15 protein-coding genes are annotated in these 26042 nt (G+C 62.4%); 11 read left to right on the top strand and 4 right to left on the bottom strand.

All coding sequences use genetic code 11. The features are described 5' to 3' along the window. Positions 1–48 precede the first annotated feature (48 nt). On the top strand, positions 49–1047 hold the full coding sequence (locus PSJE_RS24875) for an acyltransferase family protein (RefSeq protein WP_090456939.1): 999 nt from the start codon (positions 49–51) through the stop codon (positions 1045–1047). A 102-nt stretch (positions 1048–1149) separates the two neighbouring features. Here the strand turns inward: PSJE_RS24875 and PSJE_RS24870 are convergent, their stop codons facing one another. Beyond that, positions 1150–2640, bottom strand: a complete 1491-nt coding sequence (locus PSJE_RS24870) for an aldehyde dehydrogenase family protein (RefSeq protein WP_090456937.1) — start codon at positions 2638–2640, stop codon at positions 1150–1152. A 525-nt stretch (positions 2641–3165) separates the two neighbouring features. Between PSJE_RS24870 and peaA the strand changes: the two genes are divergently transcribed. From peaA to peaD, 4 genes are all read left to right on the top strand, one after another. After that, a complete protein-coding gene (peaA, locus tag PSJE_RS24865; protein WP_090456935.1) occupies positions 3166–4746 on the top strand; it encodes a quinohemoprotein amine dehydrogenase subunit alpha in 1581 nt (526 codons plus the stop codon). Positions 4747–4827: 81 nt separating this feature from the next. Continuing rightward, positions 4828–6258: a quinohemoprotein amine dehydrogenase maturation protein gene (gene peaB / locus PSJE_RS24860; RefSeq protein WP_008056152.1), complete on the top strand. Its 1431-nt coding sequence runs from the start codon at positions 4828–4830 to the stop codon at positions 6256–6258. 1 nt (position 6259) lies between these two features. Further along, on the top strand, positions 6260–6583 hold the full coding sequence (gene qhpC / locus PSJE_RS24855; RefSeq protein WP_008016081.1) for a quinohemoprotein amine dehydrogenase subunit gamma: 324 nt from the start codon (positions 6260–6262) through the stop codon (positions 6581–6583). 21 nt (positions 6584–6604) lie between these two features. After that, on the top strand, positions 6605–7723 hold the full coding sequence (gene peaD, locus PSJE_RS24850; protein ID WP_090456933.1) for a quinohemoprotein amine dehydrogenase subunit beta: 1119 nt from the start codon (positions 6605–6607) through the stop codon (positions 7721–7723). A gap of 282 nt (positions 7724–8005) precedes the next feature. On the opposite strand, the gene PSJE_RS24845 is transcribed toward peaD, so the two are convergent. After that, the gene (locus tag PSJE_RS24845) at positions 8006–8407 is read right to left on the bottom strand and encodes a lysozyme inhibitor LprI family protein (protein WP_090456932.1); all 402 of its coding nucleotides are present in this window, start codon (positions 8405–8407) and stop codon (positions 8006–8008) included. Between the two features lie 277 nt (positions 8408–8684). Here PSJE_RS24845 and PSJE_RS24840 point away from each other — a divergent pair, with 277 nt between their 5' ends. Continuing rightward, entirely contained in the window at positions 8685–9173 is a 489-nt protein-coding gene (locus PSJE_RS24840; protein WP_057713927.1) for an SRPBCC family protein, read from the top strand. A 285-nt stretch (positions 9174–9458) separates the two neighbouring features. On the opposite strand, the gene inhA is transcribed toward PSJE_RS24840, so the two are convergent. After that, the gene (inhA, locus tag PSJE_RS24835; protein WP_090456930.1) at positions 9459–10145 is read right to left on the bottom strand and encodes an isonitrile hydratase; all 687 of its coding nucleotides are present in this window, start codon (positions 10143–10145) and stop codon (positions 9459–9461) included. Positions 10146–10234: 89 nt separating this feature from the next. Between inhA and PSJE_RS24830 the strand changes: the two genes are divergently transcribed. Then, positions 10235–11218, top strand: coding sequence for a GlxA family transcriptional regulator (locus PSJE_RS24830; RefSeq protein ID WP_090456928.1), 984 nt, complete (start codon positions 10235–10237; stop codon positions 11216–11218). Positions 11219–11258: 40 nt separating this feature from the next. Here the strand turns inward: PSJE_RS24830 and PSJE_RS24825 are convergent, their stop codons facing one another. Beyond that, complete coding sequence (locus PSJE_RS24825; protein WP_090456926.1) at positions 11259–13082, bottom strand: glycoside hydrolase family 15 protein; 1824 nt, start codon at positions 13080–13082, stop codon at positions 11259–11261. 257 nt (positions 13083–13339) lie between these two features. On the opposite strand from PSJE_RS24825, the gene PSJE_RS24820 reads away from it, so the two are divergent. From PSJE_RS24820 to PSJE_RS24805, 4 genes are all read left to right on the top strand, one after another. Beyond that, positions 13340–14512: an MFS transporter gene (locus PSJE_RS24820; RefSeq protein ID WP_090456924.1), complete on the top strand. Its 1173-nt coding sequence runs from the start codon at positions 13340–13342 to the stop codon at positions 14510–14512. Between the two features lie 187 nt (positions 14513–14699). Beyond that, a complete protein-coding gene (locus PSJE_RS24815) occupies positions 14700–15434 on the top strand; it encodes a thioesterase II family protein (RefSeq protein WP_090456922.1) in 735 nt (244 codons plus the stop codon). 259 nt (positions 15435–15693) lie between these two features. After that, positions 15694–24930, top strand: a complete 9237-nt coding sequence (locus PSJE_RS24810; protein WP_090456920.1) for a non-ribosomal peptide synthetase — start codon at positions 15694–15696, stop codon at positions 24928–24930. Positions 24931–24982: 52 nt separating this feature from the next. Then, positions 24983–26041, top strand: coding sequence for a TauD/TfdA family dioxygenase (locus tag PSJE_RS24805; RefSeq protein WP_090456919.1), 1059 nt, complete (start codon positions 24983–24985; stop codon positions 26039–26041). Position 26042 lies beyond the last annotated feature (1 nt).

Here is a 26042-nt window from a genome sequence, read left to right as displayed (position 1 = left end):
AAGCATCGTAATTTACGCGCCATAACGACAAGGAATTTTGGGGTGTAAGTGGGAGCTTATCGTCTGCTATTGGCCGTTCTGGTGGCCGTTTCTCATATGGGCAAGACGTTCATGGGGCTAAACCCCGGCGTGATTGCCGTGATTTCCTTCCTGATCATCAGCGGTTTCGTGATGACCTCGCTGATCGAACGCAACTACAAGGCGCCGGAGAAAGTCGGCCTGTTCTACCTGGACCGCGCCCTGCGGCTCTATCCTCAATTCCTGTTCTACTTCGTGGTTTCCTGTGCGGTGATCTATTTCCTGCTGCCCGGCACGCCTCAAGCCGCCGAGCTGACGCTGCGCAACATCGCCGCAAGCCTGGCTATCGTGCCACTCGGCTTCTACATGTTCGGCGCGGCGGGATCGTGGATCTTGCCGCCGGCCTGGTCTTTGGGGCTTGAGATGTGCTTCTACCTGATGATCCCTTTCCTGATCATCTATAGGGCGCGGGGCGTTGCGTTTGCTCTATCCGTCGTCGTCTTCATGGCCGCGTGCCTGGGTTTCATCAACACCGACCTGTACGGCTACCGTCTATTGCCGGGTGTGCTGTTCATGTTCCTGTGCGGCAGCTACCTGTACAAAGCGCAGCCGAAGGATTTGGCGATCGCTGCCGGCACCGCCGTGGTGGCGGCCCTGATGTTTGCGGCCATCATGGCGGGATGGATAGAGCGCCGACCGTTCAATGCCGAAGTGACCGCCGGCATAGCGCTGGGCGTGCCCGCCGTGTACCTGCTGACAAAGCTCAGGTTTCACCGGATTGACGAGTTCCTCGGCAATATCAGCTACGGCGTGTTCCTGAATCACTATGTGGTGATGTACTTCCTGCACGCTGTCTGGTCGGTTGCCTACGATGGGGCCGTTGTTGCAACAGTGCTGGCCTTGTCGTTGCTGCTCAGCGGCGTTTCGTACTACTGCGTCGAACGGCCGGCCCTGAAGCTTCGTCACGCGCTTCGGGCCGGCGCAAAATATGGGGTGGGTCGCCCACTGGACCGCGAAACAGCGGCGTAGTGGCTGGGGGACGCCTTCGCGGACAAGCCCGCTCCCACAGGGGAACGCAATCCAATGTGGGAGCGGGCTTGCTCGCGAAGGCGGCCTGAAGAACGCTACGAATCACAACTTGATCAGCACCGACTTCAACTCGGTGTAATGCTCGATCGCCGCATACCCCATCTCACGCCCGACCCCGGACATCTTGTAGCCGCCGAACGGCAGCGTCGGGTCCAGGGCGCTGTGGCAGTTGACCCACACCGATCCTGACTTGATGCGCGGAATCATCCGGTGCACCGCCGCCAGGTCATTGGACCAGATGCTCGCGCCCAATCCATACGGACTGTCATTGGCCATGCGCAGGGCATCGGCTTCGTCATCGAACGGGATGGCCACCAGCACCGGGCCGAAGATTTCTTCCTGCACCAGTGAGTGCTTCTGATCGACGTCGACAATTACCGTTGGCTTGACGAAGAACCCAGGCCCGAACTGCTCGCCACCGCAGGCGATGGTCGCGCCGCTTTCCCGGCCCTTTTCGATGTACCCGTAGACGCGCTCCTGCTGGCGCGCCGAGATCAAGGGCCCCATGTCGACGCTCGGGTCCAGGCCGTTGCCGAGTTTCATGGCGTTGGCAATGTCGCTGATGTCCGCCACCACATTGTCGAAGTGCTTGCGCTGCACATACAGCCGCGAGCCTGCGCAGCAGACCTGGCCCTGGTTGAAGAAGATCGCGCTGGCAGCCCCGGCCGCGGCGGTTTTCAGGTCGGCGTCGGCCATGACGATGGTTGGTGATTTACCGCCTAGCTCCAGGGTGACCCGGGTCATGGAATCCATGGCGATCTTGCCGATCTGCTTGCCGACGGCGGTGGAGCCGGTGAAGGTCAGCTTGTCCACCAGCGGGTTGTGGGTCAAGGCAGAACCTGCGGTGATGCCGGTGCCGGTGACCACGTTGAATACGCCTTCGGGATAACCGGCTTCCAGCACCAGTTCGGCAAGTTTAAGTGCGGTCAGCGGGGTTTCGTCGGCCGGCTTTAGCACCACGGTGCAGCCGGTGGCCAGGGCCGGGCCGAGTTTCCAACAGGCCAGCAACAGCGGGAAGTTCCAGGCAACGATGGCACCGACCACGCCCACCGCTTCACGGCGGATGAAGCTGTGGAACTGGTCGTTGGGCATCAGCGGTGCCGACACGTCAACCGTAGAACCTTCGATCTTGGTCGCCCAACCGGCCATGTAGCGCAGGAAGTCGATGGCCAGTTGCACGTCCATCACCTGGGCCACCGCTGCGCTTTTACCGTTGTTCAGGCATTCCAGTTGCGCCAGCAGCTCGGCGTCGCGCTGCATCAGGTCGGCGAGTTTCCACAGCAGGTTCTGCCGCTCCCGGGGACGGGTGCGGGTCCAGGCCGAATCGTCGAACGCCTGGCGGGCGGCGAGCACCGCACGGTCGACATCTTCCGGTGTTGCCCGTGGCACCACGCACAGCACCTCACCGGTGGCCGGGTTGTGCAGGGGCATGGTCTGGCCGTCGGCGGCCTCGACCCAGTCACCGCCGATAAGCATGCGCGGGGCGCGCTGGATGAATGCCGAAGTGGCGGGAAGCAGGTTTGGGAGCGACATTGGCGAGGCCTCTTGTTGTTCGTGAGAACCGGGCTTTCGCAATGCCTGTGCCAGTTGTGTTTTTTCGGCCGCAAGGCCCGATCCAGTGGGGTGACAGATATTTTCCGGGTCACCGTGAGATCGATAAACGTCGCAAATTGCGACGACGTGAGACGCCCCGAACACAACACCCTGTAGGAGCGAGCCTGCTCGCGATGGACGAAAGAGCACTACGTTTAGCCTGTAAGCACGCGATATCGTTAACGACCATCGCGAGCAGGCTCGCTCCTACAGAAAACTATGCTTGTCTCAGAGTGAAACAGTTGTCGCGAAATTAAACGTGCAACGCCCATGACGTCTCCCGAAAAAAACCGGTTATTAGTCACAAGTCATTGATTCATTGAGATATTAATAAGCTGGCACGCTCCGTGTATTGCTCATCGCAGACGTTTCTCTTGCCTCCGTCAGCGGATCAAAGCCGGCGGCAGAAACCATAAAAACGATAAGCCACAACAATAAGAACGCACCGTGCGAGGTTCGACGTTGATGAAGAGAAAACTCCGATCAGGCATGAGCGCCAGCCTGCTGGCCGTAGCCGCTTGTGTAGCGCTGCATTCGCCTCATAGCCTGGCAGCCCGCGACGCCCAGACCATCCTCAAGGAAACCTGTCAGGGCTGTCACACCCCCGAAGCCGATAACGCCCTCAGCCGCATCAGCCACCAGCGCAAAACGCCGGAAGGCTGGCTGATGAGCATTGCCCGGATGCAGACCATGCACGGTTTGCAGATCAGTGATGAGGACCGTCGCACGCTGGTCAAATACCTGGCCGACACCCAGGGCCTGGCGCCGAGCGAAACCGACGGCGTGCGCTATGCACTGGAGCGCCGGCTCAATACCGTCGAGCAGTTCGACGACCAGACAAGCCAGATGTGCGGCCGCTGCCACTCCGGTGCGCGGGTTGCCCTGCAACGGCGTCCGGCCCAGGAGTGGGAACGCCTGGTGAATTTCCACCTCGGTCAGTGGCCGTCCCTGGAGTACCAGGCGCTGTCCCGGGACCGCGACTGGTTCGATATGGCCCGCAAAGAAATGGTGCCGCTGCTGGCCAAGCGTTATCCGCTGGACAACCCGGCCTGGAAAAAATGGCAGAGCGCCGCGCCGAAAGCCGATGCCCTGGTGGGCGACTGGAGCTTCAGCGGCCACTTGCCGGGCAAGGGTGAGCTGGCGGGTGTAATGACCGTGAGTGCCGATGGCAGCGACACCTTCAAGGTCAGCGTCAAAGGCCAGTACGCCGACGGCACGCCGTTCAACGGCGACGGCAGTGCAATCCTCTACACCGGCTACGAATGGCGCGGCAACGTGACCATCGATGGCGTGACCATGCGCCAGGTGTTCGCCGCCCAGGGCAATGCGATGCAGGGCCGGATGTTCGAGGCCGAACACGACGAGCGTGGCCTGGACTTCGTCGCCGCCAAGCAAGGCTCCAACCGTTTGCTGGCGGTGCAGCCGGGTTATCTGAAGGCCGGCAGTGAAACCGAAGTGACCCTGATCGGCAGCGGCCTGACCGGCAAGCCGGACTTCGGCAAAGGCGTGGAAGTGCTCGAAGTGGTCGAGCAGAGCCCGGAGCGGATCAAGGTCAAGCTCAAGGCCGCCGCCAATGCCCAGCCAGGTTTGCGCGCGGTCAGCGTCGGCACGCTAAAGGGCCCGAGCCTGTCGGTGTACAGCAAGATCGCCTCGGTCAAGGTTGTGCCGGAATTCTCGGTTGCACGGATCGGCGAGGGCGGTGGTTCGACGCCGAAAGTCCAGGGCCGTTTCGACGCGGAAGCCTGGGGCAAGGGCGCTGATGGCAAGCCGTACCGCATCGGTGTGTTCCCGGCGCAGTGGAAAGTCGAGGCCTTCGACGACCGCGCCAGGGAAGACGAAGACGTCAAGTTCGCCGGCACCATGCAGGCCGACACCGGCGTGTTCACTCCGGGCGATGCCGGGCCGAACCCGGCACGCAAGATGTCCACCAACAATGCCGGCAACCTCAAGGTGATCGCCGCCGTCGACGATGCAGGGAAATCCCTGACCGGCGAAGGCCACCTGATCGTGACCGTGCAACGCTGGAACAATCCACCCATTCCGTGAGTTGGCTGACGGCACAGGCTTCAGACACTTTTCGGAATGACCGCAAGCCCCGCCAAGCGGGGCCTGCACAGGAGGTTTGCCATGGGCGCTATCTTGAATCTGGTCGAACGCAACCTGCACGAAGTGCAGGTCGATGCCGACCGCATGCTGTTTCACATCCCCAGCAGTTCGCTGTTCGCCAGCGATGAACTGACGGGTACCATCATCGATACCTTGCGCGGGCCAGGTTGTTCCTCGGACGACCTGATCCAGCGCCTGGCCGCGCGTTTCAACGGCGAGGAAATCACCGAGACCCTGCGCGAGCTGATGGCCCTGGAACTGGTCAGCGACGGCTCGCCGCTGACCCCCGACATCGCGACCAAGCGGGTCGAGCGCACGGCGATCAATACCGTGGTGCTCAACGTCAACACCGGCTGCAACCTGAGCTGCACGTATTGCTACAAGGAAGACCTCGACAAACCGTCGGCGGGCAAGAAAATGGACGTCGAAACGGCGATCGCCTCGGTGGAAATGCTGCTGCGCGAATCCCCGGACGAAGAGCGTTTCACCGTGGTGTTCTTCGGCGGCGAACCGCTGAGCAACCGCAAGCTGATCGAGTACATGGTCGACTATTGTGAGAAGCGTTTTCGCGAGGCGGGCAAGTTCGTCGAATTTGTCATGACCACCAACGCCACGTTGCTCACCGAAGAAACGGTGGATTACCTCAATGCCCATCGTTTCGGTTTGTCGGTGAGCATCGACGGGCCGAAGACCGTGCACGACCGCAACCGCATCACCGTGGGCGGGCAGGGCACCTATGACGTGGTGCGGCGCAAGGCCGAGATGCTGTTGTCGCGCTACAACAGCCGTCCGGTCGGAGCTCGCGTAACGCTCACCACCGGCGTGACCGACGTCGAAACCATCTGGGATCACCTGTTCAACGAACTGGGTTTTGCCGAAGTCGGCTTTGCCCCGGTGACCTCCGGCGACATCAGCAGCTTCAACCTCACCAGCGATGAACTGGTGCAGGTGTTCGCCAACATGAAGGCGCTGGGTCGTCGTTACCTGGAAGCGGCGCTGGAACACCGCAACATCGGTTTCTCCAACCTGCACCAGCTCATCACCGACATCCACGAAGGCCACAAGAAAGCCCTGCCATGCGGCGCGGGCCTGAAGATGCTGGCGGTGGATCACAAGGGCGAGCTGAACCTGTGCCACCGTTTTACCGGTTCGAGCCTGCCGACCTTCGGCAACGTCCATAGCGGTGTGAAACAGGTGGAGTTGAACGACTTCCTGTCCCAGCGCCTGGACCGTACCAACACCGGCTGCGAAGACTGTCAGATCCGCAACCTGTGTTCCGGCGGCTGCTACCACGAGAGCTACGCCCGCTATGGCGATCCGACCCACCCAACCTATCACTACTGCGAACTGATGCGTGACTGGGTCGACTTCGGCATCGAGGTCTACACCCGGATCATGGCCAATAACCCTGCGTTCATCAGCAGTTACATCACTCCGCGCAAGGCTCACTGATATGAAACATCTCAAGGCAATCAATAACAAAGCGTTGAAGCTGGATCAGGCCGCGGATGAAAACCGCATAGAAGAAGTGGTGGCCATGAGTTCCGTGGCGGGCTGTGCCTCGACCACCGACCCGGGCTGGGAAATCGATGCGTTTGGCGGTGTGTCGTCGCTGTGCCAGCCGATGGAGGCCGACCTCTACGGCTGCTCCGACCCTTGCTGGTGGCCGGCCCAGGTGCCCGACATGATGAGCACCTACCCGGACTGGAACAAGGATGCCCAGGCGTCCAACGACAACTGGCGCAACCTCGGCACTGTCTTCCCCAAAGACAAGTGATCACAGAAGAAGGATTCCAGCATGCGTAACATCAAAGCCTGCGGCCTGGCCGCGTTCGCCGTCCTGAGCAGCTGTTCTGTCAGTGTTCTGGCCGATGAAAATACCGCGCTGCAAGTCGGTCACGAATACATGGTGACCACCAACTACCCGAACAACCTGCACGTGATCGACCTGGCCACCGACACGCTGTTCAAGACCTGCAAGATGCCCGATGCCTTCGGCCCCGGCTCCGTGCAGTTGTCGCCGGACCGCAAGACCGCCTACGTGCTGAACAATCACTATGCGGATGTCTACGGTGTCGAACTGGACAACTGCAAGCAGGTGTTCCACGCCAGCATCACCCAGAAGCCGGGTGAGAAGGCCAGGTCCATGTTCGCCTTCACGGTCAGCCACGACGGCAAGGAGCTGTACACCGTCGCCAACCCGACGCTGATGATGAACGATCGCTACGAAGTGCAGCAGCCACGGCTCGACGTGTATTCGACCGATGCCGGCATGGACGCCAAGCCGCTGCGCAGTTTCCCGGCGCCGCGCCAACTGACCATCATGCAGAGCGGTGACGACGGCACGCTGTACGTGGCCGGGGCGGACGTTTACAAGGTCAATGTGCAAACCGGCAAGTTCGACGTACTGATCCCCAGCCGTCACTGGAAACGCCCGAACTACAGCGCACCGGACGTGCTCTACGTGTGGAACCAGCAGACCTACCGGCATGACTTCTCGCTGCTGTACACCGCGGCGAAATTCAAGGACAAGAAACAGGACCCGGCCACCGCCGAATACCTGTACGGCCTGTTCAGCGTCGACCTGAAGACCGGCAAGACCGAAACCACCGACTTCGGCCCTTTGACGGAGATCTACTTCAGCGGTATGCGCTCGCCCAAGGACCCGAACCTGATGTTTGGCGTACTCAACCGCCTGGCCAAGTACGACATCAAGCAGAAGAAAATGCTCCAGTCCGCCGCGCTCGATCACTCGTATTACTGCATTTCCTTCAACAAGGACGGCAGCAAGATCTACCTGGCGGGGACGTTCAACGACGTGGCGATCTTTGATGCCGACAGCCTGAAACAGACGGGCAGCATCAAGTTGCCGGGCGGAGACATGGCGATTACCACGGCGCAGATTTTTGTCCGGTAATTGCGGCGCCTGAACTGACGCCTTCGCGGGCAAGCCCGCTCCCACAGTGGATTTTTGGTGTGGTCACTATTGTGTGAACACCACTGAACCCTGTGGGAGCGGGCTTGCCCACGATGGCGGCATGTCAGGCAACATCAATGTTGAATGTGCCGACCTCATCGCGAGCAAGCTCGCTCCCACAGTTTTTGTGGTGACGCCGGCATTGCGAGTACGTCCTAATCCCCTGTGGGAGCGAGCTTGCTCGCGATGGGGCCCTCAAAAACACCGCAAAAACAGCAAAAATCAAACCCCCGGCACCGGGCAACTCATATCCCCCTCCTGGCACTTCAGGTAGTTCTTGAACGTCTGAACCCGTGCCTTGGTCAGTTCCGTGGTGCAGTTGCTGTAAATCAGCGGATACACACTCCCGCCTTCCACCCCGGATGCCGAAAACTTGCACTCGGCATCGCGGAACGCAACCCACGCCCGCTGCGCACCCACCAACTGCTTCTTGCTGTCCGGGTTGCTCTTGAGCCGCGAAGTGATTTGCTGGTACAGCGCATTCAATTCCTTGTCGGCGGCCGCGTTCTGCTGCGCCGCGCACTGGTTCATCGTCGCCTGATCGCTGGCGTTGTCGCAGTCCACGGCGAACGCCATGGAGGTGAACAACAAGGGTGTCAGCGCCAATAAGAAGCGTGGGTTCATGCTGGAGTGCTCGCTGTGACCGAAAGAGAGGTGCAGTGTAGCGCTGAGGGGCACAGGCAACTGCCGCGCAGATTTTTCATGTCGCTATCCTTTTCCATGCTGTTTCGAGGGCGAACGTTAGCAGTTTCGACCCGCTGACTTTGCGATTGCCCAGAACTTATCCACGCAAATGCAACCGAATATCTCAGGTATGGTTGATTGCTTATCCCGATTGGTACAACTTTAGAGTTGGTCTTGTGGTCTTACTGACCTACTGTTCAAGTACAGGAGGTGACTTATGAACCCAGCATCTGATCGCATCGAAAGGAAAATCCTGCTCAAGGCCAAGCGTTCACAGGTCTGGCGTGTGCTGGCCAATGCCGAAGTGTTCGGACAGTGGTTTGGCGTGGCGCTGGAAGGCAAGCGTTTTGTGGCAGGCGAATGGACCCAGGGGCAGGTTACCTATCCCGGTTATGAACATTTGCGCTGGAATGTACTGGTAGAGCGGGTCGAGCCGGAACGGCTGCTTTCGTTTCGCTGGCACCCGTATGCCGTGAACCCTGAAGTCGATTACTCCCAGGAACCCACCACCCTGGTGAAATTCGAGCTCGAAGACATGGACAACGGCACGTTGCTCAAGGTCTCCGAGTCCGGTTTCGATCACATTCCCCAGGCCCGTCGCGAAAGGGCTTTCCGCATGGACAGTCGTGGCTGGGAAGAGCAAATGAACAATATCGAGCAGTTTTTGATCGACAATGCCAAAGCCCACGAGCAACAGAGTGGCTGAAGTCGGCTCGAAACCTGAGGCGTCTAAGGGTTTTCGGAGGGTGGTTTATAGCGAATGTCTTACACGCGATGGTAGCGATATCGCCTGTTACAAATTGGATCCGAAGCGTAATCTGGCCTCACCCACTGAAGCACAGGATGTGCTCAGGATCATGGATGATCGACCATATGCAAGGAACGCTACGACAAGGAGTCGTCATGGTCTTGGAAAAACCCGCTTCGGCGGGTTTTTTTTGCGTGCATGAAAAGTCGTGGCGGCAGGAACCGGGTTCCCGCCGCCATTTTTTCACTGTCGATCGAGTTTCGCCGCCGCACGCTCGGTGATCTGCGCCCGCAGTTTCAACGAGTCGGCAGCCCGCTGGCGAGCCTCTCCCAACACGCTGGCCGGGGCCGTCTCGGGGCTACCCGCGGTAAACGGCGGGGCCGGGGCGTATTCCAGTTGCAGTTGCACCAACTCGGCGGTGGCCTGGTCGAACAGCTCGGCGGCCAGGGTCAGAGCGAAGTCGATACCGGCGGTGATGCCGCCACCGGTCAACAGATTGCCGTCACGAACCACCCGGTCTTGCACCGCGATTGCGCCCAGCGGCTTGAGTAATTCGTGATATGCCCAGTGAGTGGTGGCGCGTTTGCCCTTGAGCAATCCCGCCGCACCCAGCACCAGCGAGCCGGTGCACACCGACGTGATGTACCGCGCGTTGGCGGCCTGGGCCTTGAGAAAGTCCAGAGTCTGGTCATCTTCCATCAAGGGTCCGACACCACTGCCACCGGGCACGCAGATCACGTCCAGTGCCGGGCAATCATCGAAGGTGGTGGTCGGTTTCAACAGCAGGCCGGTGCTGGCGGTGACCGGCATCAGGTCTTTCCAGATCAGATGCACTTTCACATCCGGCAGCGAGGCCAGTACGTCGTAAGGGCCGGTCAGGTCCAGTTGCTGAACCTGTGGAAACAACAGAAAACCGATCTGCAACGTCATGGTGTTTTTTCTCGTGAAGTGGGTGGACGGTTTGACTCTAGGCTCGTAGGCTTTGGCGCATACGCCAATATCCCCACGAATTACGCCAAATGTCGAAAACCATCCATGTACTCGCTTTCGCCAACGTGCAATTGCTCGACGTCACCGGGCCGTTGCAGGTTTTCGCTTCGGCCAACGACATAGCCCGCCAGCAAGGCCTGCCGCCACCCTATGCGCCGACGGTGATTACCAGTGGCGGCGGGGCGGTGATGTCGTCGGCGGGGTTGGCGCTGTTGGCCGAACCGTTGCCGGATGAGGGCACTGATACCCTGATCATCGCCGGTGGCTGGGGTGTTTACGCAGCGGCGCAAGATGCGCCGTTGGTTGCCTGGGTGCGCGAACATGCTCGTGGCTGCCGGCGGGTTTCCTCGGTATGCACCGGTGCGTTCCTGCTGGCGGCCAGCGGCTGGCTCGACGGCCGGCGCGTGGTCACCCACTGGACCCGTTGCGAGCAACTGGCGCAGCAGCATCCGCAACTGCACGTCGAGCCCAACCCGATCTTCATCAACGACGGCCCGGTCTGGACCTCGGCCGGGGTGACCGCCGGCATCGACCTGGCGTTGGCCATGGTCGAAGAAGACCTGGGGCGCACCATGGCCCTCGAAGTCGCGAGGCAACTGGTGGTGTTTCTCAAACGTCCGGGTGGCCAGTCGCAATTCAGCGTGACCCTGTCACTGCAACAGGAAGGCAACCGTTTCGACGAACTTCACGCCTGGATCAGCGAAAATCTGGCCCACGACCTTGGTATCCCGACTCTGGCCTTGCAGGCCGGCATGAGCGAACGCAGCTTCGTGCGCCACTACCGCGCCGACACCGGCCAGACCCCGGCCCGGGCCATCGAACTGATCCGCGTCGAAACCGCGCGGCGTTTGCTCAGCGATACCGGCGTGCCGATCAAACGAGTAGCGGTGCAATGCGGCTTCGGCAGCGAAGAAACCCTGCGCCGCAGTTTCCTGCGGGCCATGGGCGTGACGCCACAGGCTTATCGGGAGCGGTTTTCGGTCAGTGTCAGCGCAGATCCACTGGGGTCTTGAGCCACCTTTTGCCTGAGTTCGAACATTGTTTAACCCGTATTCACGGCTGCCAAAACCTCTTCTCCCCACTCAACCTCCGATCCAGAAAGCAAGCCGCACTGATCAACGCAAGATGCGTCAATGCCTGCGGCGTGTTGCCCATGTGCCGCCCATGGCTGTCGAACTCTTCGGCATACAACCCCAGCGGGTTGGCGTACCTGAGCAACTGTTCGAACTCCAGGTGGGCCTTGTCGAGCTGGCCGGCGCGGGCCAGGCATTCGACGTACCAGAACGAGCACGCGGCAAAGGCGCCTTCGCTGCCGGGCAGGCCGTCGATCTGGCTGTCGTCGTTGCGGTAGCGGTAGATCATGCCGTCGCGTACCAGGCTTCTTTCGATGGCTTGCAGGGTCGCCAGCCAGCGCGGGTCGCGGGCGCTGACGAAACGCACCAGCGGCATCAGCAGCATCGAACCGTCCAGGCCGGTGCCGCCGATGTGCTGGACGAAGTGCCCGCGTTCCTCGCACCAGAAGTTCTCCCAGATGTCGGTGTAGATCGCCTGGCGGGTCTGGTCCCAACGCGCGAACGGTGCCGGTAGCGAGCGCTTTGAAGCGAGGCGGATGGCGCGGTCCAGGGCGACCCAGCACATCAGCCGTGAATGCAGGAAATGGTATTGCTCGCCGCGCATTTCCCAGATGCCGACATCTTTCTGCTCCCAGGTTTCACAGACCTGATCGACCACCTCCACCGTGTGTTTCCAGCCTTCATGGGAGATGGCTTCGCCGTATTTGTTGACCAGGTAAATCGCGTCCATCAGCTCGCCAAAGATATCGAGCTGGACCTGTTCATAGGCCTGATTGCCGATGCGCACCGGTTGTGCGCCACCATGGCCGGACAGGTGCGTCAGCTCGATCTCCGGTAATTCCTGGCGACCGTCGATGGCATACAGGATGTTGAGTTTCATCGGCTTGCCCTGACAGTCGCTGACCCGCCCCCGCAACCAGCGCATGTAGGCGTTGGCCTCTTCGACGAAGCCCAGGCGCATGAATGCATAGACGGTGAACGAGGCGTCGCGGATCCAGGTGAAGCGATAGTCCCAGTTGCGCGAGCCACCAGGGCTTTCCGGCAGGCCGAAGGTGGCGGCGGCGAGAATGGCGCCGTGCTTGCGCGAGGTCAGCAGCTTCATCGCCAGGGCCGAGCGGTTGACCATTTCGCGCCAGCGGCCGCGGTAGTTGGACTGGCCGATCCAGTCGCGCCAGAATTTCAGGGTGCGCTCCAGGCACAGTTGTGCAGCGCCTTCCTTTAAGCGCGGATCGTCGAGGGCACCGAGCAGGAATTGACTGGTCTGGTCTTGTTCGAGGGTGAATTCGGCCACCGCCGCATTGCCGTCGATATGCAAAACCTGATCCGAAGACAGGCGCAGGGACGGCTGATCGACCGCGTCGAAGGTGACGTCTTTTTCATCCATGCGGGCGCGGGTTTTGGCGCGAGCGTAGTCATGACGCACGGCGCAGCGCATCTGGAAGGTGGCGCGGCCGCTGACCACACGGATCCGCCGCATCAGCAGCGGCAGGTCATCCTCGGTGTCACCGACGGGCAGCAGGTCGGTGACCTCGACCACGGCGCGATCACTGAGCCAGCGGGTCAGCAGCACATTGGTGTCGGGCAGGTAGATTTGTTCGCGACGGGCGTCGGGCAAATCCGGTGACAACTGAAAAATCCCCGCCTCGGGGGTGTCCAGCAGCGAGCAGAAGATCGACGGACTGTCGAATTCCGGCCAGCAGAAAAAGTCCACGCTGCCCTTGTCATTGACCAGCGCCGCGCTGCGCATATCGCCGATGATGCCGTGGGCGTCGATGGGGCTTTGGCGTTCGGGGTGATCAGCCATTGTCGCGAAACTCCGGGAACCTGGGGCCTATTCAACTGACTGGCCGGGGTCGGTGAGAGTTCATTTGGCGAAGGGAGGTGAGTTGTCTGTTCTGGCCCCATCGCGAGCAAGCTCGCTCCCACAGTTGATTGGTGTACGCCGGCCATTGTGGGAGCGAGCTTGCTCGCGATGGGGCCTTCACATTCAACCAACAATTCCACGCTTCCCCCGCAATCAGCCGTTATGGCAACGTGCAGTCCCCTGATGAGACCCGTCCCATGGCAAACCCCTATCGCGAGTTGTTCAAAGCCCCCGGCAGCCGCGCATTCGTGCTGGCCGGAATGATCGCGCGCATGCCGATTTCCATGACCGGCATCGGCCTGATCACCATGCTCTCGCAGTTGCAGGGTGGCTACGCAATGGCCGGCGCGGTGGCGGCGACGTTCGCCCTGGCCACGGCGTTTTGTGCGCCGCAGGTGTCGCGGCTGGTGGATCGATTTGGCCAGGGGCGGATTCTACCGGTATCGGCATTGCTGGGCGGTGGGGCACTGTTGCTGTTGTTGCTGTGCACGCGGTTGCAGGCGCCGCACTGGACACTGTTTTTCTTCGCCGCGCTGGCCGGTTGCATGCCGAGCATGTCGGCGATGGTGCGGGCACGTTGGACTGAGGTGTATCGCGGCCGCCCCGAGTTGCAAACCGCCTACGCCCTGGAGTCGGTGCTGGACGAAGTCTGCTTCATTGTCGGGCCACCACTGTCGGTGGGGTTGTGCGTGGTGGCATTCCCCGAGGCCGGTCCGCTGGTGGCCTTGCTGGCGCTGGCCATCGGCGTCACCGCATTCGTCCTGCAACGCAGCACGGAGCCGCCGGTGCATCCCCATGAAGAGCATCACCAGGGCTCGATCATCCGTTCCCGCGACATTCAGTTGCTGATGCTGTTGATGGTCGCCATGGGCACCATTGTTGGCGTGGTGGACGTGGTCAGCGTCGCCTTCGCCCAGCATCAGGGCCAACCGGCGGCGGCGAGCATCGTGCTGTCGGTGTACGCCATCGGCTCGTGCCTGGCCGGGTTGGCGTTCGGCGCACTGCGCTCGAAAGTGCCGCTGGCGCGCCTGTTCCTGTACGGCGGGGTGGCGACGGCGGTGACCACCTTGCCGTTGCTGTTGGCGACGAACATTTTAGGCTTGTCATTGGCGGTGTTTGTCGCCGGCCTGTTTTTCGCGCCGACGCTGATTGTCGCCATGGCCCTGGTGGAGCAGATCGTACCGCCGGCCAAACTCACCGAAGGCCTGACCTGGCTGGTCACCGGCCTGAGCATCGGCGTGGCGATCGGCGCCGCCGGCTCCGGCTGGCTGGTGGACGCCTTCGGCGCGCGCAGCGGGTTCTGGCTGGCGATTGCGGCGGGGGCAGTGGTGCTCGGTTCGGCAATCCCGAGCTATCGTCATTTGAAATAGAGATTCAATGCTGGAAACAGCCTCCTGTGGGAGCGAGCTTGCTCGCGATGACGGTGTGTCAGGCACTCATGATGTCGACTGACACTCCGCTATCGCGAGCAAGCTCGCTCCCACAGGGTTACTCACATGGCTAATTCTTTGGGCACCTCATCCGTTCTCTTAGCAGACAACTCTCGAGGAAAGCCCGGTGACCCCGCTGACATTGCTGTGCCTGCCCTATTCGGGCGCGAGTGCCATGGTCTATAGCCGTTGGCGGCGAAAACTGCCGGAGTGGCTCAAGCTGCAACCGGTGGAACTTCCGGGGCGGGGCGCGCGCTACGGCGAGCCCTTGCACACCGACATGCGCCGTCTGGCGCTGCAACTGGCCCAGGAACAGAAAGCCACGCTCAAGACGCCGTATGCGTTATTCGGCCACAGCATGGGGGCGCTGCTGGCCTGCGAGATGGCCCATGCGTTTCGCTCGCTGGGTTGCCCGGAACCGGTGGCGCTGTTCGCCTCGGGCACCGCCGCACCGACGTTGCGCGCCGATTACGACCGTCAGTATGCCGAGCCGAAAACCGACGCCGAACTGATCGAGCAATTGCGCACCCTCAACGGCACCAGCGAAGAGATCCTGGCCAATGAAGAGTTGATGAGCCTGACCCTGCCGGTGCTGCGCGCGGACTTCCTGCTGTGCGGGCGTTTCGAGCCGGTGCAGCGCCCGTTGCTCAGGTGCCCGGTGCACGTGCTCGGCGGCAAGGCCGACCGCGCCACCACCGAACAGTTGATCGGCTGGAGCCAGGAAACCCGTGGCAGTTTTTCGGTGGACATGCTGGCTGGCGGGCACTTCTTCATCCATGAGCAGGAAGCGAAGGTGCTGCGGGTGATCAAGGATCAGCTTGAGGTGCATCATCGGCGGCTTTCCATGGCTGCCGTGGGTTAACACCACTCCAAAATTCTACCCGATCCCTGTGGGAGCGAGCTTGCTCGCGATGGCGTCGTGTCAGCCGGCAATAATGGTGCCTGACACACAGCTATCGCGAGCAAGCTCGCTCCCACATTTTTGATTTTCAGTAGCCCAGAATTTCGCGTTTCACTCCCTCCTGATACTTGTTCCCATCCGCTAATTTTTCCCGCCTGCATTCGTTTTATAGGGACGACGCGCCCTTGCGCCTGCTGCCTACTGATGCGGATGCCGATAGATGAATGCTGAAGACTCCTTGAAACTCGCTCGCCGGTTTATCGGGTTGCCCCTGGAAAAGCGTCAAATGTTCCTTGCGGCCTTGCACAAGGAGGGCGTGGATTTCGCCCGTTTTCCGATTCCGGCCAGCATCGAGGCTGAGGATCGCCAGGCGCTGTCGTACGCCCAGCAACGCATGTGGTTCCTCTGGCAACTGGATCCCCACAGCGGTGCCTACAACCTGCCGGGCGCGGTGCGGCTGACCGGGTGCCTGAACCTGTCGGCGCTGGAGCAGGCGTTCGCCAGCCTGGTGGCGCGGCATGAAACCCTGCGCACGGTGTTCGCTCGTCAGGCCGATGACAGCCTGTTGCAAGTCCCGGCCACCGCGCCGCTGGTCATCGAGCAGGTGGATTTCAGCGCACTGCCCGCCGAGGAGCGCGAACGTGCCGTGGCTGAAACCGCCGAACAGCAATCGGTACTGCCGTTCGATCTGTCGACCGGTCCGCTGCTGCGGGTCACCTTGCTCAAGCTCGCGGGACAAGAGCACGTGCTGTTGCTGACCCTGCACCACATCGTCTCCGACGGCTGGTCGATGAACGTGCTGATCGACGAATTCATCCGCTGCTACGACGCCTTCGATGCCGGCACGCAACCGCAGCTGACGCCGCTGCCTATCCAGTACAGCGACTACGCCCTGTGGCAGCGCCGCTGGCTGGAGGCGGGTGAGCAGGCGCGGCAACTGGCGTACTGGCAGGCGCAATTGGGCGATGAACATCCTGTGCTGGAACTGCCGCTGGATCATTCGCGCCCGGCGATGCCGAGCTATCGCGGTACCCGCTACGAATTCGCGGTCCAGGCGCAACTGGCCGAGCAACTGCGCAGCACCGCACAGAAGCACAACATCACCCTGTTCATGCTGTTGCTCGGCGCTTTCAACACTTTACTGCATCGCTACACCGGGCAAACCGACATCCGCGTCGGCGTGCCCATCGCCAACCGCAACCGCGCGGAAATCGAAGGCCTGATCGGCTTCTTCGTCAACACCCAGGTGCTGCGCACCCAACTGGACGGCCAGACCCGGGTCGACGACCTGCTGCGCGCCATCAAGGAAACCGCCCTTGGCGCCCAGGCCCATCAGGACCTGCCGTTCGAGCGCCTGGTCGAAGCGCTGAAACTGGAGCGCAGCCTCAGCCACACGCCGCTGTTCCAGGTGATGTACAACCACCAGCCGCATGTGGCCGACATGGCCTCGGTCAGCACTGCGTCCGGCCTGGAGCTGGGCAACATCGACTGGCAAAGCCGCACCACCCAGTTCGACCTGACCCTCGACACCTGGGAAAAGGGCGGCAAGCTGCACGCCGCGCTGACCTACGCCAGCGACCTGTTCGAGGCCGATACCATCGCGCGCATGGCCCGGCACTGGACGCGCCTGTTGCAGGCGATAGTCGACGACTCGACACAAAAAATCGGCGAGTTGCCGATGCTGACGGCGGATGAGCAGCAAGTGCTGGTGCAGGACTGGAACCGCACCGCCGAGATCTATCCGGTCGAGCAGTGCATGCACCAGTTGATTCAGGCCCAGGCCCGACGCACCCCCGGCGCGCCGGCGCTGGTGTTTGGCGATCGTCAGCTCAGCTACGCGCAACTCGACGCCCGCAGCAATCAACTGGCGCACTGCTTGCGCGAGCAGGGTGTCGGCCCGGATGTGCTGGTGGGGATCTGTGTCGAGCGTTCACTGGAAATGGTCATCGGACTGCTGGCGATTCACAAGGCCGGTGGTGCCTACGTACCGCTGGACCCGGAATACCCGGCTGAGCGCCTGGCCTACATGATCGAAGACAGTGCGATTGGCCTGCTGCTCACCCAAAGCGCTTTACTCGGCGCACTGCCCACCGAGGGCGTCAAGGTCATCGCCCTGGATCAGGAGCAAGACTGGCTCGACGGCTACAGCGAGTCCTGCCCGCCAGTTGAAGTGCATCCACTGAACCTGGCCTATGTGATCTACACCTCCGGCTCCACCGGCAAGCCCAAAGGCGCCGGCAACAGTCACGCGGCGCTGGTCAACCGCTTGTGCTGGATGCAGCAGGCTTACGGGCTGGATGGCGGCGACTCGGTGTTGCAGAAGACCCCGTTCAGTTTCGACGTATCGGTGTGGGAATTCTTCTGGCCGCTGATGACCGGCGCGCGCCTGGTGGTGGCGCCACCGGGGGCGCATCGTGAACCGGCGCGGTTGATCCGCCTGATCGGTGAGTACGGCATCAGTACGCTGCACTTTGTGCCGTCGATGCTCCAGGCGTTCATCCACGAGCCGGGTGTCGAGGCGTGCACCGGTCTCAAGCGCATCGTCTGCAGCGGCGAAGCCTTGCCGCTGGATGCCCAATTGCAGGTGTTCAAAAAGCTGCCGGGTGCCGGGTTGTACAACCTTTACGGCCCGACCGAGGCGGCCATCGACGTCACCCATTGGACCTGCATCGACGAAGGCGCCGACAGCGTGCCCATCGGCCGGCCCATCGCCAACCTGCGCACCCATGTGCTGGATGCACAATTACTGCCGGTTCCGGCCGGCGTGGCGGGGGAGTTGTACCTCGGTGGCGCCGGGCTGGCGCGCAGTTATCACCGGCGTCCGGCGCTCAGCGCCGAGCGTTTTGTGCCGTGCCCCTTCCATGACGGTGCGCGCTTGTACCGCACCGGCGACCGCGTGCGGCAGCGCGCCGATGGGGTGATCGAATACCTCGGGCGCCTCGACCATCAAGTCAAATTGCGCGGCCTGCGCATCGAACTGGGGGAAATCGAAACCCGGTTGATGCAGCATGCGTTGGTGCGTGAGGCCGTGGTGCTGGTGCAGGGCGGCAAGCATCTGGTGGCGTATCTGGTGCTGGAAAACGCCGACACCGATGCGCAGTGGCCACAAACCCTCAAGGCCTGGCTGCTCGACAGCCTGCCGGAATACATGGTGCCCACCTACCTGATGCCACTGGACGCCTTGCCGGTGACCGCCAACGGCAAGCTCGACCGCAAGGCTTTGCCGCCGCCCGACGCCACGCCGCAACAGGCATTCGTTGCGCCACAAGATGCGATGCAGATCGCGCTGGCGCAGATCTGGCAGGACGTATTGGGCGCGGAACCCGTGGGCCTCGAAGACAATTTCTTCGAGCTCGGCGGCGACTCGATCATTTCCATCCAGGTGGTCAGCCGTGCCCGCCAGGCGGGCATTCGCCTCAGCCCGCGGGATCTGTTCCAGTACCAGACCGTGCGTAGCCTGGCGCTGGTCGCGGCGTTCGACAGCCGCAGCACTGTCGATCAAGGCCCGGTCAGTGGCGAGGTGATCCTGACCCCGGCGCAGCATTACTTCTTCGAACAGGCAATCGCCCAGCGTCAGCACTGGAACCAGTCGCTGCTGCTGACGCCCCGGGACGCGTTGAATCCTGAGGTGTTGGAGCAGGCCTTGGTTACCGTTATCAACCACCACGACGCCTTGCGCCTGCGCTTCATCGACGGTGCCGAAGGCTGGCAGCAGCGCCACGCAGCGCCAGTCGAGTCAGCTGGATTGTGGCAACGTCGGGCGTCTTCGACCGAAGCCTTGACCGCCCTGTGCGATGAAGCGCAACGCAGCCTCGATCTCGCAAGCGGGCCGCTGCTGCGTGCCTTGCTGATCAGCCTCGACGATGGCAGTCAGCGCCTGTTGCTGGTGGTTCATCATTTGGCCGTGGACGGGGTGTCATGGCGGGTATTGCTCGAAGATTTAAAACAGGCTTACCGGCAAGTGGCACTGCCCGAGAAAACCAGCGCCTATCAAGCCTGGGCCGCGCATCTGCAACAGCATGCCGGCACCTTGCCTGGGCAAATGCCGTACTGGCAGGCGCAACTGGCGGACGCCCGGGACCTGCCGTGCGACAACCCCAAGGGCAGCTTGCAGCAGCGCCACGGGCACAAGATCGAATCGAAACTGGATGAGGAACTGACCCGCCAGTTGCTGCAACAGGCCCCGGCGGCCTATCGCACCCAAGTCAATGATCTGTTGCTCACGGCGTTGGCGCGGGTCATCTGCCGCTGGAGCGGGCAGGGCTCGACGTTGATCCAGCTGGAAGGCCACGGCCGCGAAGACCTGTCCGACGACCTCGACCTGAGCCGCACCGTCGGCTGGTTCACCAGCCTGTTTCCGGTCCGCCTGCAACCCGAGGCCGGGGTGGCAAATTCGATCAAGTCGATCAAGGAGCAACTGCGCGCCATTCCCGGCAAAGGCCTGGGCTATGGACTGCTACGCTACCTGGGCGAACCGGCGCAGCGCCAGGCCCTGCAAGACTTGCCGACGCCACGGATCACCTTCAACTACCTGGGGCAGTTCGATCGTCAGTTCGACGACGCCGCGCTGTTCGTCCCGGCCCCGGAAAGCGGCGGCCAGGCTCAGGGCGATGATGCGCCACTGGCCAACTGGCTGACGGTGGAGGGCCAGGTCTATGGCGGGCAGCTCTCGCTGCAATGGGGCTTCAGCCGTGACATGTTTGCCGAGTCCACGGTGCAGCGACTGGCCGATGCCTACACCGAAGAACTCAAGACGCTGATCGAACATTGCTGTGCGACAGCGCCAGGCCAGGTTACGCCGTCGGACTTCCCGCTGGCGCGCATCACCCAGGCACAACTCGATGCCTTGCCTGTTGCGGCGCCGGCCATCGAGGACGTTTACCCGCTGACGCCGATGCAACAGGGCATGCTGTTCCACACCCTGTACGAACCCCAGGCCGAGGCCTACATCAATCAATTGCGCCTGGACATCCAGGGCCTGGAGCTGGCGGCATTCGGCCGGGCCTGGCAAACGGCGATCAACCGACACGACATCCTGCGCAGCAGCTTCCACTGGCTGGGGCTTGAGTGCGCGCATCAGGTGATTCATCGCCAGATCGACCTGCAACTGCAAGTGATCGACGCAGCCGACATCGACCTCGATGCACTGGCCGCCGAGGAGCGCAGCCGTGGCTTCGAACTCGGCACCGCTCCATTGTTCCGCCTGCTGCTGGTGCGTCGGGGCAGTGAAGGCTGGCACCTGATCCATACCAGCCATCACATCCTCATGGACGGCTGGAGCAACGCCCAGTTGCTCGGCGAAGTGATCCAGCACTATGCCGGCCAGACGTTGGCCAGGCCGTTGGGGCAATACCGCGACTATCTGGGCTGGATTCAACAGCAGCCGCTGCTGGCCGCCGAACAGTTCTGGAGACAGGCGCTGGCGCCGCTGGAAACGCCGACGCTGCTGGCGCAAGCCTTGCCGACGCCTGCACATGGGTACGGCATGGGTGAACATCAATTGACCCTTGAAAGCGCCGCGCTACAGCGCCTGAGCGATTTTGCCCGCCAGCAGAAAATCACCCTCAACACCTTGCTGCAAGGCGCTTGGGGCCTGCTGTTGCAACGCTACACGGGCCAGTCCTGTGTGGCGTTTGGCGCAACGATTGCCGGACGCTCCGCGCCGCTGCCGGGCATAGAGCAGCAGTTGGGGCTGTTCATCAACACCTTGCCGATCATCGCCGCGCCGCAAGCGGGGCAGTCGGTGGCCCAGTGGCTCAACGACCTGCAAGCCCTGAACCTGAGCCTGCGCGAGTTCGAACACGTGCCGCTGTACGACATTCAGGGCTGGGCCGGGCAACAGGGGGCGCTGTTCGACAGCCTGCTGGTGTTCGAGAACTTCCCGGTGGCCGAAGCCCTCAAGCAAGGGGCGCCGGCGGGCCTGACCTTCGGTGCGCTGCACAATCACGAAATCACCAGTTACCCGCTGACCCTGGGCATCGAAGTCGGCGCCAGCCTGCGCCTGGATTTCAGTTTCGACCGAACCCGGTTCAGTGCCGCGCAGATCAGCCAGTTGGGCGCCAGCCTGTTGCAGGTGCTGGAGCAGTTCGTCGCACAGCCACAACAGGCATTGGGCGCGGTCAGCTTGCTGGATGCACAGGCGCAAGCAATGGTGCTGGCGTGTTCCCGTCCGCCGGCGCCGCCAATCGATAGCCCGTTGTTGGCTCATCAGCGGTTTGAGCAACAAGCGGCACGCACCCCCGATGCGCTGGCGGTGATGGTCGGTGACGAGCGCCTGACCTACGCCCAGCTCAATGCGCAAGCCAACCAGCTCGCCCATCGCCTGCGTGCCCAGGGCGTGGCGCCGGGGCAGCGGGTGGGCCTGTCGGTGCGGCGCAATGGGCAGATGATCGTCAGCCTGATGGCGATCCTCAAGTCCGGCGCCGGTTATGTGCCGCTGGACCCGGATTACCCGGCCGAGCGCCTGGCCTACATGATCGAAGACAGCGGCATGGACCTGCTGCTGGCGCAACCGGGCCTGCTGGCCGATGTAGCGCTGCCGCAAGGTTTGCCGCGCCTGGCGCTGGAGCCGGGTGCAGACACCGGGTATTCCACCGACAACCTGATCAACCTCGCCAGCGCCGAAGACCTGGCCTATCTGATCTACACCTCCGGCTCCACCGGACGCCCGAAAGGCGTGTGCCTGGCCCATGCCGCACTGCGCGAGTTTTGCGTGATCGCGGCGCACTATTCACAACTCACCCCGCAAGACCGCGTGCTGCAATTCGCAACGTTCAGCTTCGACGGCTTTGTCGAGCAGTGCTACCCGCCATTGTGCGTGGGCGCGGCGCTGGTGATGCGCGGCGATGAACTGTGGGACACCGACACCCTCTATCGCCAGATCATCGAGCATGGCGTGACCCTGGCGGATTTGCCGGCGGCCTACTGGTTCCTGCTGTCTCAGGAGTGGGCCGCACACCCGCAGCGGGACAAGGGGCGTTTGCGTCAGGTCCACGTCGGTGGCGAAGCCATGTCGCTGGAAGGTTTGAAGCTGTGGCACGCCGCCGGCCTGGGCGATGTGCGCCTGCTCAACACCTACGGGCCAACCGAAGCCACGGTGGTGTCCAGCACCCACGAATGCACACTGGCCGATACCCGCAATCACATTGGCGTGCCCATCGGCAAAGCCCTGCCGGGGCGTGCGCTGTATGTGCTGGACAGCGAAGGCCACCTGCTGCCGACCGGTTGCGTCGGCGAATTGTGCATCGGCGGCGACATAGGCCTTGCCCAGCGTTATCACCAGCGACCGGGCTTGAGCGCCGAGCGCTTCATCGCCGATCCGTTTTCCAGCACGCAGGGCGCGCGGCTGTACCGCAGCGGCGACCTGGCGCGCTATCGCGAGGACGGTGCGCTGGAGTACCTGGGACGCATCGATCATCAAGTGAAAATCCGTGGTTTCCGGGTTGAGTTGGGTGAGCTGGAAGCGCATCTGCAAGGCTTGCCGATGATCAGCGAAGCCGCAGTGCTGGTGCACGAAGGCGTTGGCGGCAAGCAATTGATCGGCTATGTGGTGCCGGCTTCAGATGAACTGCTGGACGCTGATGCGCGTCAACTCACCGACACCGTACGCCGCGCCCTGGGCGAGCGCCTGCCGGAGTACATGCTGCCGGCGCAACTGGTGTTGCTGGCCGCGTTGCCGCTCAACCGCAACGGCAAACTCGACCGCGCCGCGTTGCCGGCCCCGCAGGTCTGGGAGGCCGACGTCGGCAGCGCCCCGCAAGGCGCACTGGAAATCGAACTGGCGCAGATCTGGCGGCAGGTGTTGCAGGTCAATCGCGTCGATCGGGAAAACAGCTTCTTCGAATTGGGCGGGCACTCGTTGCTGGCGACGCAAATCGTCTCGCAGATCCGCCAGCGCCTGGGCCTTTCGGTGAGTTTGCGCAGCCTGTTCGAACACCCGCGCCTTGAAGATTTCGCCGCCCGGGTGCAGGCGCTGCAACACAGCTGTGAGCGCCCGGCGCTGGTGGCGGATACCTCTGGCGAACGCCAGCCGTTGTCCTTTGCCCAGCAGCGCTTGTGGTTCCTGTGGAACCTGGAACCGGACAGTTCGATGTACAACATGCCGGGTGCCTTGCGCCTGCGCGGCGAACTGAACCTCGACGCCCTGCGCCGAACCTTCGAAACCCTGGTGCAGCGTCATGCCGTGTTGCGCACCACCTTTTACGAAGAAGACGGCCAGGCCTGGCAGCGGGTGCACGGACAATTGCCGTTGAGCTTCGAGGCCAGCGACCTGCGGCATCGACCGGCGCCGAACGTCGAAGCGCAACAACGGGCCCGCGAGGAAGTCGCCCGGCCATTCGACCTGCGCCAGGGTCCGTTGCTGCGGGTGCGGGTGCTGCGGGTCGCGGATGACGAACATGTGCTGTTGCTGACGGTGCACCACATCGTCGCCGATGACTGGTCGTTCCGCGTCCTGATCAATGAATTCGTCACGCTCTATCCAACCCTCAACCGTGGCCAGACCCCGCAACTGCCGGCGCACAGTGTGCAGTACGCTGACTTCGCCAAATGGCAGCGCCAGTGGCTGGAGCAGGGCGGCGAGTTGCAGCGCCAACTCGACTACTGGCAGCAGCGCCTTGCCGAGCCACAAGCGGTGCTCGAGTTGCCCGCCGATGGCGACCGGCGCACGGCGCAAGAGGGTGCCAGCGCCCATTTCACCTTCAGCGCCGAACTCAGCCAGCAGGTGCGCGACTTTGCCCAACAGCGCGATCTGTCGCTGTTCATGCTGCTGCTGGCCGGTTTCACCCTCGTCCTGCGCCAGCGTACCGAGGTCAGTCGGGTGCGTATCGGCACCGATATCGCCAACCGAAATCAAGCCGAGCTTGAAGAAATGGTCGGCTTCTTCGTTAACCAATTAGTACTGCAAGTGGAGGTCGATGCCGAGCAGTCGGCGGCGCAGTTGCTGGAGGCCTGTCGCCGGGCGGTGCTGGAGGCTTCGGATCATCAAGACCTGCCGTTCGAGCGTCTGGTGGAAGCCTTGCGCTTGCCGCGCCGGGCCGGCCGTTCGCCGCTGTTCGACATCAAGCTGATCTACCAGGAAGGCGTCGGTCGCTTGTCGTCGATGGAGGGCCTGGAGGTCGAGGACTTCCCGTCCGGGCGTCAGGCTGCCGAGATCGGCATGGTCGCCGCGTTCTACAACGATGCCGAGCACATTCACCTGAGTTTCGAAACGCCAGTGGGCCAGTACCTGCCGAGCACGTTGGAGTGTTTGTTCGAACAGATCCGGGCGGTACTCCAGGCGCTGATACGCGCTGACGGAGTGCAGGTCGGTGAGTTGCTGGACCTGGCCGCCGATGTGCAACGCCGTGCCGATGCGCGCTTGAGCGAACAACGCAAGGCGCTGCTCGGCGGCGCCATGGCGATCAAGCGCCGCTCGGCGAACCGTGGCGCACCGGCGACGCAATCCGCGGCGGACTGATTCAGTCGGCGGCGCCTTTGAGCGCCGCCGTCAATATTTTCTGGAGGGGTTTATGACCGTTTCAACGACCAAGTCCATTCCCAAGATGGGTCGTGGTGCCCGCAAGAGCCTGTCCACCGATCCGACGCGGCTGGTGAGTTTTGCGCCGATGTTCGAAGGCCTCAGCATGCCGCTGGTGTGCCGTCCGGCCGTGTCCGGCGTGAGCCTGGTGGAATGGGCGACCCAGAATCGCGCGCTGATCGAAAGCAAGCTGCTGGAACACGCGGTGATCCTGTTCCGTGGCTTCCAGGTGGCTGATATCGGCGAGTTCAACCGCTGCGTCGACGGGATTTCCGGCGGTGCCCTGGAATACCTGTTCCGCGCCTCGCCAAGGACCCAGATCAGCGGCCAGTTCAAGATCTACAGCTCCACCGATTACCCGGCGCCGGAGAAAATTTTCCCGCACAACGAACACTCGTATTCACCGGTGTTCCCGCGTCACCTGTATTTCTACTGCGACACGCCGTCGACCACCGGCGGTGAAACACCCTTTGGCGATACCCGCCGGATCCTCGCGCGGATCGACCCGGCGGTGCGCGAAGAGTTTGCCCGCAAACGCATCATGTACGTGCGTAACTACGGCGACGGCATGGGCCTGCCATGGCAGACCGTGTTCCAGAGTGAGGATCGCAGCGAAGTCGAGGCCTACTGCGCCAAAATCGGCATCCAGGCCGAATGGAAGCCGGGCAACCGCCTGCGCACCCGGCAGAACGGCCCGGCCATCGTGCGCCATCCACTGACCGGCGAGCGCATCTGGTTCAACCACGGCACCTTCTTCAACGCACTGACCCTGCCGGACAGCATCCGCGACAACCTGCTGCGTGAGTTCGGCCCGCAAGATTTGCCGCAAAACACCTTCTTCGGCGATGGCTCGCCGATTCCCGAGGACGTGATTCGTCACCTGCAAGGCATCTACCGCGAGGTGATGGTCGAGTTCGCCTGGGAGAAGGGCGACGTGGTCCTGCTCGACAACATCCTCAGCGTGCATGCGCGCAACGAATTCACCGGCTACAGAAAAATCCTCACGGCCATGGCCATCGCGCAGAAAAGCGCCGACCTGGATCAGGAATAAG

The sequence above is a fragment of the Pseudomonas jessenii genome (assembly GCF_002236115.1).
GTDB lineage: Bacteria > Pseudomonadota > Gammaproteobacteria > Pseudomonadales > Pseudomonadaceae > Aquipseudomonas > Aquipseudomonas jessenii.
This window is presented reverse-complemented; position numbering and strand designations above follow the sequence as displayed.

Excerpts from the sequence above, each read along its gene's own strand:
- PSJE_RS24870 (WP_090456937.1), bottom strand. The coding sequence starts at position 2,640 with ATGTCGCTCCCAAACCTGCTTCCCGCCACTTCGGCATTCATCCAGCGC.
- peaA (WP_090456935.1), top strand. The coding sequence starts at position 3,166 with ATGAAGAGAAAACTCCGATCAGGCATGAGCGCCAGCCTGCTGGCCGTA.
- peaB (WP_008056152.1), top strand. The coding sequence starts at position 4,828 with ATGGGCGCTATCTTGAATCTGGTCGAACGCAACCTGCACGAAGTGCAG.
- qhpC (WP_008016081.1), top strand. The coding sequence starts at position 6,260 with ATGAAACATCTCAAGGCAATCAATAACAAAGCGTTGAAGCTGGATCAG.
- peaD (WP_090456933.1), top strand. The coding sequence starts at position 6,605 with ATGCGTAACATCAAAGCCTGCGGCCTGGCCGCGTTCGCCGTCCTGAGC.
- PSJE_RS24845 (WP_090456932.1), bottom strand. The coding sequence starts at position 8,407 with ATGAACCCACGCTTCTTATTGGCGCTGACACCCTTGTTGTTCACCTCC.
- PSJE_RS24840 (WP_057713927.1), top strand. The coding sequence starts at position 8,685 with ATGAACCCAGCATCTGATCGCATCGAAAGGAAAATCCTGCTCAAGGCC.
- inhA (WP_090456930.1), bottom strand. The coding sequence starts at position 10,145 with ATGACGTTGCAGATCGGTTTTCTGTTGTTTCCACAGGTTCAGCAACTG.
- PSJE_RS24830 (WP_090456928.1), top strand. The coding sequence starts at position 10,235 with ATGTCGAAAACCATCCATGTACTCGCTTTCGCCAACGTGCAATTGCTC.
- PSJE_RS24825 (WP_090456926.1), bottom strand. The coding sequence starts at position 13,082 with ATGGCTGATCACCCCGAACGCCAAAGCCCCATCGACGCCCACGGCATC.
- PSJE_RS24820 (WP_090456924.1), top strand. The coding sequence starts at position 13,340 with ATGGCAAACCCCTATCGCGAGTTGTTCAAAGCCCCCGGCAGCCGCGCA.
- PSJE_RS24810 (WP_090456920.1), top strand. The coding sequence starts at position 15,694 with ATGAATGCTGAAGACTCCTTGAAACTCGCTCGCCGGTTTATCGGGTTG.
- PSJE_RS24805 (WP_090456919.1), top strand. The coding sequence starts at position 24,983 with ATGACCGTTTCAACGACCAAGTCCATTCCCAAGATGGGTCGTGGTGCC.